General features: G+C 45.6%; 19 protein-coding genes. 8 read left to right on the forward strand and 11 right to left on the reverse strand.

Going from position 1 to position 12736, the window contains the following annotated elements; all coding sequences use genetic code 11:
- Positions 1-38 precede the first annotated feature (38 nt).
- From ACK8OT_RS10430 to ACK8OT_RS10445, 4 genes are all read left to right on the forward strand, one after another.
- Positions 39-308, forward strand: a complete 270-nt coding sequence (locus tag ACK8OT_RS10430; RefSeq protein WP_410196453.1) for a GrxA family glutaredoxin — start codon at positions 39-41, stop codon at positions 306-308.
- A gap of 4 nt (positions 309-312) precedes the next feature.
- Entirely contained in the window at positions 313-1284 is a 972-nt protein-coding gene (locus tag ACK8OT_RS10435) for a hydrolase (RefSeq protein WP_410196454.1), read from the forward strand.
- Positions 1285-1293: 9 nt separating this feature from the next.
- Positions 1294-1533 carry a YheU family protein gene (locus tag ACK8OT_RS10440; RefSeq protein ID WP_410196455.1) on the forward strand — a complete coding sequence of 80 codons (240 nt, stop codon included), beginning with the start codon at positions 1294-1296 and terminating at the stop codon, positions 1531-1533.
- 71 nt (positions 1534-1604) lie between these two features.
- Positions 1605-2474, forward strand: coding sequence for a phosphoribulokinase (locus tag ACK8OT_RS10445; RefSeq protein ID WP_410196456.1), 870 nt, complete (start codon positions 1605-1607; stop codon positions 2472-2474).
- Positions 2475-2521: 47 nt separating this feature from the next.
- Here ACK8OT_RS10445 and ACK8OT_RS10450 read toward each other — a convergent pair whose 3' ends face one another.
- Positions 2522-2923: an OsmC family protein gene (locus ACK8OT_RS10450; RefSeq protein WP_410196457.1), complete on the reverse strand. Its 402-nt coding sequence runs from the start codon at positions 2921-2923 to the stop codon at positions 2522-2524.
- A gap of 264 nt (positions 2924-3187) precedes the next feature.
- Here ACK8OT_RS10450 and crp point away from each other — a divergent pair, with 264 nt between their 5' ends.
- Positions 3188-3826 carry a cAMP-activated global transcriptional regulator CRP gene (gene crp, locus ACK8OT_RS10455; protein ID WP_410196458.1) on the forward strand — a complete coding sequence of 213 codons (639 nt, stop codon included), beginning with the start codon at positions 3188-3190 and terminating at the stop codon, positions 3824-3826.
- 126 nt (positions 3827-3952) lie between these two features.
- Here crp and rplI read toward each other — a convergent pair whose 3' ends face one another.
- From rplI to rpsF, 4 genes are read right to left on the reverse strand one after another with little or no spacing between them, the layout of a single operon-like run.
- Complete coding sequence (gene rplI, locus ACK8OT_RS10460) at positions 3953-4405, reverse strand: 50S ribosomal protein L9 (RefSeq protein WP_410196459.1); 453 nt, start codon at positions 4403-4405, stop codon at positions 3953-3955.
- 15 nt (positions 4406-4420) lie between these two features.
- Positions 4421-4648, reverse strand: coding sequence for a 30S ribosomal protein S18 (gene rpsR / locus ACK8OT_RS10465; protein ID WP_233070522.1), 228 nt, complete (start codon positions 4646-4648; stop codon positions 4421-4423).
- 11 nt (positions 4649-4659) lie between these two features.
- Positions 4660-4968, reverse strand: coding sequence for a primosomal replication protein N (gene priB / locus ACK8OT_RS10470; protein ID WP_410196460.1), 309 nt, complete (start codon positions 4966-4968; stop codon positions 4660-4662).
- Between the two features lie 3 nt (positions 4969-4971).
- The gene (gene rpsF / locus ACK8OT_RS10475) at positions 4972-5373 is read right to left on the reverse strand and encodes a 30S ribosomal protein S6 (RefSeq protein WP_410196461.1); all 402 of its coding nucleotides are present in this window, start codon (positions 5371-5373) and stop codon (positions 4972-4974) included.
- A 211-nt stretch (positions 5374-5584) separates the two neighbouring features.
- Between rpsF and ACK8OT_RS10480 the strand changes: the two genes are divergently transcribed.
- Positions 5585-6316 (forward strand): DUF481 domain-containing protein, encoded by a 732-nt coding sequence (locus ACK8OT_RS10480; protein ID WP_410196462.1) that lies wholly within the window; start codon positions 5585-5587, stop codon positions 6314-6316.
- Between the two features lie 12 nt (positions 6317-6328).
- On the opposite strand, the gene ACK8OT_RS10485 is transcribed toward ACK8OT_RS10480, so the two are convergent.
- The 4 genes from ACK8OT_RS10485 to ACK8OT_RS10500 all read right to left on the reverse strand — a co-directional run bounded on the left by ACK8OT_RS10485 (position 6329) and on the right by ACK8OT_RS10500 (position 10885).
- Positions 6329-6814, reverse strand: coding sequence for a GNAT family N-acetyltransferase (locus ACK8OT_RS10485; RefSeq protein WP_410196463.1), 486 nt, complete (start codon positions 6812-6814; stop codon positions 6329-6331).
- Between the two features lie 5 nt (positions 6815-6819).
- Complete coding sequence (gene rlmB, locus ACK8OT_RS10490) at positions 6820-7575, reverse strand: 23S rRNA (guanosine(2251)-2'-O)-methyltransferase RlmB (RefSeq protein WP_410196464.1); 756 nt, start codon at positions 7573-7575, stop codon at positions 6820-6822.
- Positions 7572-10016, reverse strand: a complete 2445-nt coding sequence (gene rnr, locus ACK8OT_RS10495) for a ribonuclease R (RefSeq protein ID WP_410196465.1) — start codon at positions 10014-10016, stop codon at positions 7572-7574. Before rnr ends, rlmB begins: the two co-directional genes overlap by 4 nt.
- A 254-nt stretch (positions 10017-10270) precedes the next feature.
- Positions 10271-10885 (reverse strand): tetratricopeptide repeat protein, encoded by a 615-nt coding sequence (locus tag ACK8OT_RS10500; RefSeq protein WP_410196466.1) that lies wholly within the window; start codon positions 10883-10885, stop codon positions 10271-10273.
- A gap of 171 nt (positions 10886-11056) precedes the next feature.
- Here ACK8OT_RS10500 and ACK8OT_RS10505 point away from each other — a divergent pair, with 171 nt between their 5' ends.
- Both ACK8OT_RS10505 and ykgO read left to right on the forward strand, forming a co-directional pair.
- Positions 11057-11323 carry a type B 50S ribosomal protein L31 gene (locus tag ACK8OT_RS10505; RefSeq protein ID WP_410196467.1) on the forward strand — a complete coding sequence of 89 codons (267 nt, stop codon included), beginning with the start codon at positions 11057-11059 and terminating at the stop codon, positions 11321-11323.
- A complete protein-coding gene (gene ykgO, locus ACK8OT_RS10510) occupies positions 11323-11469 on the forward strand; it encodes a type B 50S ribosomal protein L36 (protein WP_410196468.1) in 147 nt (48 codons plus the stop codon). Before ACK8OT_RS10505 ends, ykgO begins: the two co-directional genes overlap by 1 nt.
- A 58-nt stretch (positions 11470-11527) precedes the next feature.
- On the opposite strand, the gene efpL is transcribed toward ykgO, so the two are convergent.
- Together efpL and ACK8OT_RS10520 are read right to left on the reverse strand one after the other, a co-directional pair.
- Entirely contained in the window at positions 11528-12094 is a 567-nt protein-coding gene (efpL, locus tag ACK8OT_RS10515) for an elongation factor P-like protein EfpL (protein ID WP_410196469.1), read from the reverse strand.
- A 95-nt stretch (positions 12095-12189) separates the two neighbouring features.
- A partial coding sequence (locus ACK8OT_RS10520) for an FAD-binding domain-containing protein (RefSeq protein ID WP_410196470.1) occupies positions 12190-12736 on the reverse strand: 547 nt, incomplete at its 5' end.

Here is a 12736-nt window from a genome sequence, read left to right on the forward strand (position 1 = left end):
TGCTATGTCTTAGTTGATAATCACTGAAGGAAATTATTATGTTAGCAGTTATTTTTGGTCGTCCTGGTTGTCCTTATTGTGTTCGCGCTAAAGAAATAGCCGAGACCCTAACCGAATCACGTGATGATTTTAAATTCCGCTACGTAGATATTCATGCGGAAGGCATCAGCAAAGCCGACCTAGAAAAAACCGTGGGTAAGCCGGTTGAAACCGTACCACAAATCTTTTTAGATCAAACCCATATTGGCGGCTGTACCGAGTTTGAAGCTTACGCCAAAGAGCACCTAGGCTTATATCAAGAAGGCTAATCGGGTGACAGCTAAGCTCACCCCATTTACAGCCCCGCTGTGGTGCGCGAATGCGCACCTACAGACCTTGTTACCCACCTTCCTTAATCGCCAGTTTCGTATTCCTCTGCATCATCAAACCCTAAGCACTGTAGACGGTGACTTTTTAGATCTGGTGTGGACCGAGCATCCCAATAACGCATTTGCAAAACCCATCGTCGTGGTATTTCATGGGCTGGAAGGCTCACTAAATTCACCGTATGCTCAAGGTATGCTCAGCGCATTAAAAAAGGCGGGCTGGATTGGCCTATTAATGCACTTTCGTGGCTGTAGTGGTCGGCCAAACCTAAAAGCTCGCAGCTATCATAGCGGCGAAACCCAAGACGCCCGTTTTGTATTAACTTGGTTAGCCCAGCACTATCCCAATCATCCTTTGGCTGCGATAGGTTATTCCTTAGGCGGCAATATGCTGTTAAACCTCATCGCCGAGGCGCAGCCTACGCCACTCAAGGCTGCGGTATCTGTATCCGCGCCTTTGCGTCTTGATCTGTGTGCTAACCGGTTACAAAGTGGATTTTCTCGTGTCTATCAGCATCACTTGCTCTCGCGAATGAAACGCAACCTAGCCAACAAAGTTCAAACCGGCGCGCTCAGTGATTTTGCCCTACCCGAGCCAGCTCAATTACAAAGCTTTCACGATTTTGATCAAGCTATTACCGCACCGCTACATGGCTTTGCCAGTGCTGACGATTATTATCAGCAATGCAGCGCGTTTTATAAGTTAAACGCCATCAACACACCGAGTTTGCTTATTCACGCGAAAGATGATCCCTTTATGACCCCAGAGGTCATTCCCAGCAAGGCAAATATAAGCCAACAGCTTGAGTTGATGATCAGTGAAAAAGGTGGGCATGTCGGATTTGTCCACGGTAATATACACAGGCCGCAATTTTGGTTAGAGCAAACCATACCGGCGTGGTTAAGCCGATTTTTATAGAGAGCCTCAATGATCATTCCTTATCAAGATATCCAACCTGATACATTAACCGAGTTAATTGAGCACTTTGTGCTGCGTGAAGGCACAGAATATGGCGAGCAAGACATTAGCCTAGCCGATAAAGTCACTCAAGTTCGCGAGCAATTAGCTAGCGGGCGAGTCGTGATCGTTTATTCCGAGCTACATGAGTCGGTCAATATCATCCCGAAAGAACAACTTAACGTAGAAAATAGTACTATCGACGGCTAAAGGATTTGCGGTTAAGTATTTTTGCCATACACTGCTAAGTCTATGTCGATTATTTAGCTTAAGGTGTTTTCATGTCAGCTACGCATCCCATTATCGCGATCACCGGCTCTTCTGGCGCAGGCACATCCACTACAACCTTAGCCTTTGCACAAATTTTCCGGCAGTTAGGTATTAAGGCCGCGTTTGTTGAAGGTGATAGCTTTCACCGTTATACCCGCCCCGAAATGGATGTGGCGGTACGTAAAGCGCGCGAGCAAGGTAAGCACATTAGTTATTTTGGCCCCCAAGCCAATGACTTTGAGCAGCTCGAGCATTTTATGAAGGAATACGGCGAAACCGGCACAGGTAAGTTTCGCCGTTATCTGCATACGTTCGATGAGGCCGTGCCCTATAATCAAATGCCGGGTACCTTCACCCCTTGGCAAGAGCTTGAAGATAATACCGATTTACTCTTTTACGAAGGCTTACATGGTGCGGTGTGTGATGGTGACATCAATGTGGCTCAACATGTCGACTTTTTGATTGGCATGGTGCCCATTGTCAACCTAGAGTGGATCCAGAAATTAGTCCGTGATACCTCAGAGCGAGGCCACTCTCGAGAAGCCGTCACAGATTCCATCGTGCGCTCCATGGACGACTACATTAACTTTATCACCCCGCAGTTCTCACGCACCCATATCAACTTTCAACGCGTGCCGCTGGTTGATACTTCCAATCCATTTAGTGCCAAAAATATTCCATCCCTCGACGAAAGCTTGTTAGTGATACGTTTTCGCGGCATTAAGAATATGGACTTCCCCTACTTACTGTCGATGATAGATGGTGCGTTTATGTCGCGCATGAACACCATCGTTGTGCCGGGAGGCAAGATGGGGTTTGCCATGGAGCTGTTACTTACCCCCCTCATTAGGCAACTGATGGCAACCGGTAAGATTGCTTAGTCATACTCGCTCATTAAGGTGATTGGCTTGATGAGCGAGTGAATGCCCTAAGGGTTAATCACAAAACTGGCATGAATCTGCGCGGTAGATTCCAGCATCTTAGCCACAGAGCAATATTTATCCATCGAGGCATCAATTGCTTTAGCCACTTCGCTGGCATCCACGTCTTGACCTTTCAGGGTATAAACCAAGTCGATTTGCGTAAACACCTTAGGTGCGGTTTCTGCGCGCTGCGCCTGAACGTCCACACTACAGCTTTGCACCGCTTGATTTGCTTGCTGTAAATCAGCAACGATATCAACACTACTGCAACCCGCAATCGCCATCAGCACTAATTCCATTGGGCTTGCACCCGCTGTGCCACTGTTACCGTCCATCAACACCTGATGTCCTTTACTTGAATGGCCTACAAACTGCAGTGCCTGCGACCAATCTACTCTAACTTGCATACTCTTCTCACTTTTATTAATAACTCATTTGCAGGTAACCTGATCCGGACACAAAACGTGATCTCATTCACAGCCATGTTCATAACGACATCAATGTAAAAACCTGATCCAGCGCTAATTTTATAACTTTATCAATCAACACTTGCAGCATAATTGTAAGGCTTTTATGCTATCATGCGTTAATTATAAAGCTCACTGCTAATGATGTCTCGCTGCAGGTGCAACAGGATTGAAGCGGTAGAAAATAGGAATAGAGGAACACATATGGTACTTGGTAAACCTCAAGCAGATCCGACGTTAGAATGGTTTTTGTCGCACTGCCATATCCACAAGTATCCTTCTAAAAGCACATTAATCCATGCCGGTGAAAAAGCTGAAACCCTTTACTACATCGTAAAAGGTTCGGTCGCCGTGCTAATCAAGGATGAAGAAGGCAAAGAAATGATCCTGTCTTACCTAAACCAGGGAGACTTTATGGGCGAATTAGGTCTTTTTGACGATTCAGAAAACCCAATCCGTACCGCTTGGATCAGAGCAAAATCACCGTGTGAAGTAGCTGAAATTTCATACAAGAAATTCCGTCAGCTAATTCAAGTAAACCCTGAAATCCTCATGCGCCTATCTGCGCAAATGGGTGCGCGTTTACAAGAAACCAGCCAAAAGGTAGGCGATCTTGCTTTCTTAGACGTGACAGGTCGTATTGCTCAGACTCTGCTTAGCCTAGCTAAACAACCAGATGCAATGACTCACCCTGATGGCATGCAAATCAAAATTACTCGTCAAGAAATTGGTCAAATCGTGGGTTGTTCACGTGAAACCGTTGGCCGTATTTTGAAAATGTTAGAAGAGCAAAACCTAATTTCAGCTCATGGTAAAACCATCGTAGTATTCGGTACTCGCTAATCTACATAATGATTTTAAAAACGAGGCAAATTTGCCTCGTTTTTTTATGCCTGAAATAACGTTCGATATATTACAGGCATAAAAAAACCGGCCTAAGCCGGTTTTTCAAGAGTAAGCTAAAAAAGCTTATTCTGCAGCTACTACTGAAACTTTAACAGTTGCAGTTACGTCGCTGTGAACTTGGATAGCGATTTCGTATTCGCCAGTGTTACGTAGAACACCTTCAGGAAGACGAACTTCGCTCTTCGCTACTTCAACGCCAGCAGCAGTAACTGCATCAGCGATATCACGAGTACCGATAGAACCAAATAGTTTACCTTCGTCGCCCGCTTTAGAAGAGATAACAACCGCTTCTAGTGCATTTAGCTTCTCACCGCGTTGCTCAGCAGTCGCTAGATCTGCAGCAATTTTAGCTTCAAGCTCAGCACGACGTGCTTCGAATTTTTCTGTGTTAGCTTTGTTCGCAGGAACCGCTTTACCTTGTGGGAAAAGGAAGTTACGTGCGTAACCAGCTTTAACAGAAACTTGGTCACCTAAAGTACCTAGGTTAGCCACTTTGTCTAATAGAATAATATCCATGTCTGCTTCCCCTTCTTACTGATGTAGGTCAGTGTATGGTAAAAGAGACAGGTAGCGTGCGCGCTTGATAGCACGAGCTAGCTGACGTTGGTATTTTGCACGTGTGCCAGTAATACGGCTAGGTACAATTTTACCACTTTCAGTGATGTAGTTTTTTAGCGTAGCTACATCTTTGTAATCAATTTCGCTCACGCCTTCAGCAGTGAAACGACAGAACTTACGACGACGGAAATAACGTGCCATTTGCCTGATCCTTAAATAATTTTCTCAATGTACTGAGCATGTAAAACTAATTCACCAAGACCGCTTCTGGTTTTATGGCTAGCAAGAAAACCACTTGCTTTAATTTTACTGCCCTTCTCTATTTGATTTGAAATCTGTGTTGCCATCTCGCCCGCTACCACTATGGGCATAATGCAAAAGCATTGGCGTGTGAAATTGGCTTCTGTTTGCCGCGATTCATGTTTCATCTTAAATTTGCAATGAACAATTCCCGCTGGACTTTTCGTCAACTTAGGGGAGCTAATTAACTCGCCACTGAGTTGCAAACAGTTTTCTGACACAAATTACTCTTCATCAGCCTGTTCAGCTTCTTCTACTTCTGGAGCAGATTCTACAGCTGGACGTGAATCACGTGATTGACGCTCTTCTTTAGCTTTCGCCATTGGAGAAACTTCAGTGATCGCAGCTTTAGTACGCATGATCATGTTACGGATCACAGCATCGTTGAAACGGAAAGCAGTTTCCAATTCGTCGATTACAGCTTGTTCAGCTTCTACATTTAATAGAACGTAGTGTGCTTTGTGTAGCTTGTTGATTGGGTAAGCCAATTGACGACGGCCCCAATCTTCTAGACGGTGAATAGTACCGCCATTGTCGGTGATCATCGCGCTGTAACGCTCGATCATGCCGTTAACTTGTTCACTCTGGTCAGGGTGAACCATAAATACGATTTCGTAATGACGCATTTACTTGATCCTTACGGGTTTAATCAGCCTCTGTATGCGGCTCAGTCGGGCACCGTCAGAAGCAAGGAACAAAAGATGATGACTGATTTAAGGCCGCAGATTATACAGTTCATGCAACGCCGACACAAGGGAAATAATCGGCCGTCAAGGGAGTCTTTTATTTCTCGGTAAAGACTTCTAAAATAGCGAAAAAATTAGCCACAGGTTATCCATGCGCGCTCTTTTATTGGCTTCGTTTTGCTTCACAACAGCACATGCTATCGTTCCTCCCGAATACCAAGATCCCCTTGAGCCATGGCAATCGTCCATCGAGTTTGGCTGGAATTTGGATAAAAGCAATAAAACCACCCAAGCCCTAAACTCGGTTTTGATTGTGGATTATGATGCCGATGAAGCCTTCAATGGCCATCTTGAGTACAGCTTTGACTATGCCAGTGACGACGGCGAAGCCTTTACCCAAAAAAGCCGTCTGCAACTGCAAGGAGATTATGCTTTTGCTAAGCAAGATTATGCCTTTGTCCGCACCGATTTAAAGCGTCATAAATTTGCCAGCTATGCCAAAGAATTCACTTATTCCACTGGTTATGGCCGTACTTTTATTGATAAGAAGCGGCAAAAGCTAAGCCTTGAAGTCGGCCCAGGCTTTCGTTACGCCAAACCACAAGAAAATGCGACCGACACAGTCAGAAAAGAAGAAGCAATTGTGCGTAGCGTAGTCAAGTTTCAACACTTTTTCACGGATAGGTTAAAATTCTATATCGATGCGTCGGTTGAGACCGGCAATAAAAATACGGTTACCTTGTTCGATAGCAAATTGGAAAACAAAATAGTAAACGACCTATCTTTAGTGTTTAACTTTAGCCACAGCTACACCAAGCATGTGCCTGATGGTGCGGTCAAAGAAGAACTATCCAATAAAATAAATATTCGTTACTTGTTCTAAATCGACTGCAAACTAAACCCACAACATCCCTTGATGGGGAATATCATCTTCCAGGTAAACGTCACCTTGCGGGGTAAAACCATGTTGGCGGTAATACGCCACTAAATGGGTTTGAGCGCTGAGATAAAAAGGAGGAGAAAAATACTGCTTGGCCAGCTCAATGGCTTGCTGCATTAATTGATGTCCAAGTCCTTGCCCACGCGCATCGGCGGCCACAATCACCCGACCAATTGAAGCCTGAGGATAAGCGGTATTGGGCGCTAATATACGCAAATAAGCGATCAATCGCGTATTACTTGATCCACCGACGGGTGCAACAACGGGTTCATTGAGCCAAAGGCACAAATGCACGGTATCAGGGTGACAATCTAAACCATCTAAATCTTGGTAGGGACAGTTTTGCTCTACCACGAAAACAGCCATGCGCAGCGCGGCGATTTGATACCACTGCTGCGCACTGAGTTGCTGAAAATGACTGACTTGCCAGCTAACTACCATCGCGATTACTTAACTTGATAGTTACCGCGCTGGCGCACCACTTCAAATAAACAAATACCGGTTGCCACCGACACGTTCAAACTCGAAACGGCACCAGCCATTGGCAGGCTAATCAGCTCGTCGCAATGCTCACGTGTTAACCTGCGCATACCATCACCTTCCGCGCCCATGACTAAACCAACAGAGCCCGTTAATTTTGTCTCATAGATGCTTTGAGTTGCTTCACCTGCCGCGCCATATAGCCAAACACCGGCTTCTTGCAATTCACGTAAGGTGCGCGCTAAGTTAGTCACTTGGATCAAAGGCACGCTTTCTGCCGCACCACAAGCCACTTTACGCACGATTGGCGTTAAGCTGGCGGATTTATCTTTTGGCACCACCACGGCGTGCACACCGGCGGCATCGGCGCTACGTAAGCAGGCACCTAAGTTATGTGGGTCGGTTACGCCATCTAAAATTAACAGGAACACCGCGCCGTCATTGGCTTTTAATATGTTATCCAAATCGGCTTCATTTAATACTGGCGCGGCCTTAACTCGGGCAATAATGCCCTGATGCTGACCACCTTGAGACTTATCGTCCAAGGCTTTACGCTGCATAAACTGCACCGACACGCCCATTTTTTGCAGGCTGCTGATAAGGGGTAACATACGATCATCTTGGCGACCCTTTAGCGCATAAACTTCAATAAAGCGCTCTGGACTGCTTTCCAAGGTGGCCGCTACAGCGTGAATGCCGTAGATTAATTCTGATTTACTCATTTCGCTTTCTTCACTTTTTTCTTATTTTTGGCTGGCTGCTTCGATTTCTTAACGGTTTTCTTCTTTTTCGGCTTACCAAACTCTAGCTCACCAGAGCGGCCCTTGCCTTTGCGTTTCTTGCTTCTAGCTTGCTCGGGTTGTAAGTCCTGCTTACTACGTTTTTGCTGTGCTGGCGCGTTATCATTACCGATAAGTTTATCCACATCCGAGATGCGGGTAGGTTTGGCTTTGCGGCCAGAGCGGCGACGTCCGCCTTCTTCTCCGGCTAATTCAAAGTCGATTTTCTTATCATCTAAATTAACCGACAGCACTTTAACCGTCAGGGTATCACCAATTCTAAATACGCGTCCGGTGCGCTCACCCTGCATCACTTGGCGTCCGGCATCATACTGATAATAATCACCGGGTAAAGAGGTAACATGCACTAAGCCATCAATATGCAAATCATTCAACCGCACAAAGAAGCCAAAGTTGGTCACTGCAGCAATTGTACCGACCATTTCATCACCGACGTGATCTTGCATGTATTCACATTTTAGTGCGTCGGCAACATCTCGGGTCGCATCATCGGCGCGACGCTCGGTCATGGAGCACTGTTCACCCAAAATCGGCATATCGTCGGCCAGATAATGATAACCACCGGTATCGGTCCAACGATGACCCGGATTTTTCACTTCTTTAACTAACTGATACTTAATTGCGCGATGCAAAATTAAGTCAGGGTAACGGCGGATCGGCGAAGTAAAGTGGGCATATTCTTTTAGCGCTAAACCAAAGTGACCCACGTTTTCATCTTGATACACGGCTTGCTTCATTGAGCGTAGCAACATGGTTTGGATCAGTTCAGCATCGGGGCGGTCATGAATTTGATCGGCTAAATCCGCATAATCGCGTGGTGCAGGCTCCATTCCGCCGCGCAGCTCTAGGCCAAGCTCGGCAAGGAAGCTTCTAAAGCCATTTAGCTTTTCTTCACCGGGGCGCTCATGCACACGAAATAGCGCATGGGCTTCCATCTTTTCAATGTAGCGCGCCGCCGATACGTTGGCTTGGATCATACATTCTTCAATGATCTTATGGGCATCATTGCGCACTAGCGGCACTATTTGCTCAATCTTACGCTCTGAGTTAAAGATAAAGCGGGTTTCTTGGGTTTCAAACTCCATACCACCACGAATATGGCGCGCTTTTTTCAGGGCGTGATACATATCATGCAGCTCGTGTAAATGCTTAACATGACTAGCGTATTGCTCACGAAGCGCTTCATCACCATCCAAAATACTGGCCACCTTGGTATAAGTAAAACGGGCATGAGAATTCATTACCGCTTCATAAAACTTATAGCCAGATAACCGACCTGCCGCCGAAATAGTCATTTCACATACCATACACAAGCGATCCACTTGCGGGTTTAATGAACATAAACCGTTAGACAGTTTTTCCGGCAACATAGGCACCACTTGATCGGGGAAATAAACCGAGTTGCCTCGGTTTAGCGCTTCCTTATCTAGGATGCTGCCATGGCGTACGTAATAACTCACGTCGGCAATCGCCACCCATAAACGCCAACCGCCAGAGGACTTTTTCTCACAATACACGGCATCATCAAAGTCGCGGGCATCTTCACCGTCGATGGTAATCAGCGGTAACTTGCGTAAATCAACGCGACCCTCTTTAGCATGCTCAGGCACAGTGTCGCCAAACGCTTGTAGCTCTTTATCTATGCCACTTGGCCAAGAATGGGGAATATCATGGGTGCGCAGCGCAATTTCTACTTCCATGCCGGGCGCCATGTTTTGGCCAAGCACTTCTGTCACTTTACCGATGGCATTAACACGAATGCGAGGGCGAGTGGTGATTTCGGTGACCACAACTTGGCCGTGGCGCGCCCCATTACGCGCCTCACTTGGAATAATAATATCTTGTGCAATACGACTATCATCAGGCACCACAAAACCAATGCCGTCCTCAAGAAAGAAACGCCCCACTACTTGGATCGGTTTATCATCCAACACACGAATAAGGCGCGCTTCGGTGCGTCCCTTAGCATCGACTTTAACAGGCTGCACTAAGACATAATCACCATGAAACAAGGTCATCATTTGCTTAGGCGGTAAAAATAGGTCAACGCCACCTTCTTCCGGTTTAACAAAACCAAAGCCATCTTTATGACCAATCACCTTACCTTTAACCAACTCTAACTTTTCAGGTAGGGCATAACTGGCATTACGGCAATAGACTAACTGACCATCACGCTCCATGGCTTTCAAACGACGTCGAAGGGCGATGTAATCATCGTCAGTCTTAAGCTCAAGCAATTCAAACAAAGAATCTCGGGTCGCTGGCTTGCCTAACTTTTCCAACAAGTTAAGAATAAATTCGCGGCTAGGAATGGGTTTATCGTACTTTTGCGCCTCACGCGCTTGGTGTGGGTCGTTTGACATAGGTTCTTCTCCTAAAAGGAATACTGCCAGTATATCTAAATCCCTTGTTTATTGTAGGAAAATTCTTAGGAAACAGGATTGGATAAATGGCAAGAAAATTAAAAAAATATTTATCAGGAAAATGCTCTAGCAACGACTAACCTTAAAAGGTAAAGCATATATTCCTTATTGAGGGAGCAGGACGCTCCCTGTCTTTTTTGGCCAACTCTGACATTGACCTTAAGCGCCGCAAGCTAGCTTCAAATAATGGCCAGCTAAGGGGCAATACGTTTGGCGCGGGCAACCACATTGGCAGGCATTTTTTGGCTCAATTGATTCAGTAAGCGCGCTGCTTGTTGATGCGTTTTCTTATCCGCAATGATGGCATGATGTAGTAAGCGGTAAGCCTCTTCATAATCTTTTGGACTACCCTCGCCTTGCACCAATAATTGAGCCCACTGCAACTGCGCGGGTAAAAAGCCCAATCCAGCAGATTCTCTTAACAAAGGTAAGGCTCTGGCCATATCTCGCTGCACTAAGGTGCCCTTGGTATAGTATCGGCCTAACTGCTCTAGTGCCGCCGGCAAGCCTTGATTTGCCGCTTCCCACATATAGTGAACGCCTAGCTCAGGGTCTTTTTCAACACACACCCCCCAAGCCAGCATATCGCCCCATAAAAACTGATAGGCGGGCTCTCGCACTTTAACCGCATGAGCTTCAATATCTTGTACCAACTGGCATTCATCTTTTTTAACTTGGGCCAGATGTTGGTTTTTATTTATCAGCACTATCAGCTCATCTTGCGTATAAAGCTGTACCACTTCATAGTTTTCTGCGGCTTGCAGCGCTGTGATACTACAGCAAAATAACCCTAATAAATACTTATACATAAATTTATCCTTATGGCCTTAACCGAATATATCGGCACTGCGTTGGCATTCTTAACCCCAAACCCGCAAATCCACAAAATTTAAAGCAAACATCAAGCCAAAAAAGCACTTGATAATGATTATCACTTACTTTATTGTTATGCTATAACATAACAACACAAGTAAGAGACGATGCAAGCAAATATTCACCCCGACTATGACTATGTTATCTTTCACGATACTTCAGCTAATCACTCATTTTTGATCCGTTCCACTTACAAAAGCGATCAAACCATGCAGTGGACCGATGGCAAACACTATCCGGTTTGTTACCTAGATACTTCCAGTAAATCTCATCCTTTCTATACTGGCAAACAAAGTTTAGTTAAGTCAGAGGGCCGGATTGCCAAATTCAATCATCGCTTTGGTTTTACTAAATCAACAGGTAAGGAAAAATAATGCAGGTACTTAGCTCATTAAAATCAGCCAAACAACGCCACCGAGATTGTCAGATAGTCAAACGACGCGGACGCTTGTATGTGATTTGCAAAAGTAACCCAAGATTTAAAGCGGTACAGGGTGGCACCAAAAAACCTAAAGGGTGATCGAATAGAGAGGTTTACCGCCTGACAAAGCGGTAAACCTAAGCGTTAATCAAAGAGATTAAGCGCGGCTAGTAAATTTACGCTCTTCAACGTTAATCTTAATCTTGTCGCCTTGCGCAATGTGCTCAGGCACTTGTACCACTAGACCAGTAGACAAAGTCGCGGGCTTAGTACGCGCCGTAGCAGAGCCACCTTTTAGTGAAGGCTCAGTTTCAACAATCACTAATTCCACACTGCTTGGCAAATCAATTGCCACAGGCGCATCATTTACGATAATCGCTTGTACGCCTTGAGTATCTTCGCTGATAAACAATAGCTCTTCAGCAATGGCTTCTTTGTTGAAGCTGTAAGATGTGTAATCTTCGCTGTCCATAAACACGTACTCGTCACCATCAGAGTAAGAGAAGGTCACAGGACGACGGGTTAAGTCTGCCAAAGTCAGCATTTCTGAATCTTTAAATGACTGATCCACTTTGTGGTTAGTTGCCACGCTGTACATGCGCATACGGTAGATACTACCACCCGCACGACCTTGTGGTACTGAACGCTCAATATCACGTACGATGTAAGCTTCGCCATTGAACTCAATAGCCATGTTCTTTTTGATTTCACTTGCCTTTGGCATGTTCTCGACTCCTAAATTAAATTTGCCGGATATATTAATTCAGGATCTCGTTTTACGGGTACTTTTTTATGCGTACTAAGGCGCAATTTTTTGTCCTAGGGCGAGTAAACCACAGGCCAATCCGCCGCATCCACCGAATCAAGGGGCAACAGCTCACTAGCACCTTGCCATTTAGCAACAAAATCACCATTAAGGTCATATGTTTGAGTTTGCTTAGCAAGATTAAAATGACGTCCACCTCTAGGATCAACGCCCACTCCGGCGATGTATTGCCAATTACCCCAATTGGACGCCACATCATGATCCGCTAGTTGCTGCTGGAAATACGCCGCCCCATAGCGCCAATCGACACCTAATTCATTCACTAAGCAGCTAGCAACTATCTGACGGCCGCGATTAGACATATATCCGGTTTGATTGAGCTGCTTCATACAGGCATTAACTAGGGGAAACGGGGTCTGCCCCAAGCACCACTTAACAAAGCGTTCAGAAAAATAACTGGTCAACGGCGCCTTACCGGGACGGCCTTGAAAGCGGTATAAATCCGTTTTTAATTGCAGCGCCAACCATTGGAAATATTCACGCCACCAGAGCTCAAATCCCAACCAATAAGTAGACTCGTTAGCCCCAAACTCATTTTCA

Source organism: Motilimonas thetidivivens, assembly GCF_046452435.1.
Taxonomy (GTDB): Bacteria; Pseudomonadota; Gammaproteobacteria; order Enterobacterales; family CBDFNC01; genus Motilimonas.

Coding starts and splice junctions, on each gene's coding strand:
- ACK8OT_RS10500 (WP_410196466.1), bottom strand. CDS start 10,885: ATGTATAAGTATTTATTAGGGTTATTTTGCTGTAGTATCACAGCGCTG.
- ACK8OT_RS10430 (WP_410196453.1), top strand. CDS start 39: ATGTTAGCAGTTATTTTTGGTCGTCCTGGTTGTCCTTATTGTGTTCGC.
- ykgO (WP_410196468.1), top strand. CDS start 11,323: ATGCAGGTACTTAGCTCATTAAAATCAGCCAAACAACGCCACCGAGAT.
- ACK8OT_RS10450 (WP_410196457.1), bottom strand. CDS start 2,923: ATGCAAGTTAGAGTAGATTGGTCGCAGGCACTGCAGTTTGTAGGCCAT.
- efpL (WP_410196469.1), bottom strand. CDS start 12,094: ATGCCAAAGGCAAGTGAAATCAAAAAGAACATGGCTATTGAGTTCAAT.
- rlmB (WP_410196464.1), bottom strand. CDS start 7,575: ATGAGTAAATCAGAATTAATCTACGGCATTCACGCTGTAGCGGCCACC.
- rpsR (WP_233070522.1), bottom strand. CDS start 4,648: ATGGCACGTTATTTCCGTCGTCGTAAGTTCTGTCGTTTCACTGCTGAA.
- crp (WP_410196458.1), top strand. CDS start 3,188: ATGGTACTTGGTAAACCTCAAGCAGATCCGACGTTAGAATGGTTTTTG.
- ACK8OT_RS10440 (WP_410196455.1), top strand. CDS start 1,294: ATGATCATTCCTTATCAAGATATCCAACCTGATACATTAACCGAGTTA.
- rnr (WP_410196465.1), bottom strand. CDS start 10,016: ATGTCAAACGACCCACACCAAGCGCGTGAGGCGCAAAAGTACGATAAA.
- rpsF (WP_410196461.1), bottom strand. CDS start 5,373: ATGCGTCATTACGAAATCGTATTTATGGTTCACCCTGACCAGAGTGAA.
- rplI (WP_410196459.1), bottom strand. CDS start 4,405: ATGGATATTATTCTATTAGACAAAGTGGCTAACCTAGGTACTTTAGGT.
- ACK8OT_RS10505 (WP_410196467.1), top strand. CDS start 11,057: ATGCAAGCAAATATTCACCCCGACTATGACTATGTTATCTTTCACGAT.
- ACK8OT_RS10445 (WP_410196456.1), top strand. CDS start 1,605: ATGTCAGCTACGCATCCCATTATCGCGATCACCGGCTCTTCTGGCGCA.
- ACK8OT_RS10480 (WP_410196462.1), top strand. CDS start 5,585: ATGCGCGCTCTTTTATTGGCTTCGTTTTGCTTCACAACAGCACATGCT.
- ACK8OT_RS10485 (WP_410196463.1), bottom strand. CDS start 6,814: ATGGTAGTTAGCTGGCAAGTCAGTCATTTTCAGCAACTCAGTGCGCAG.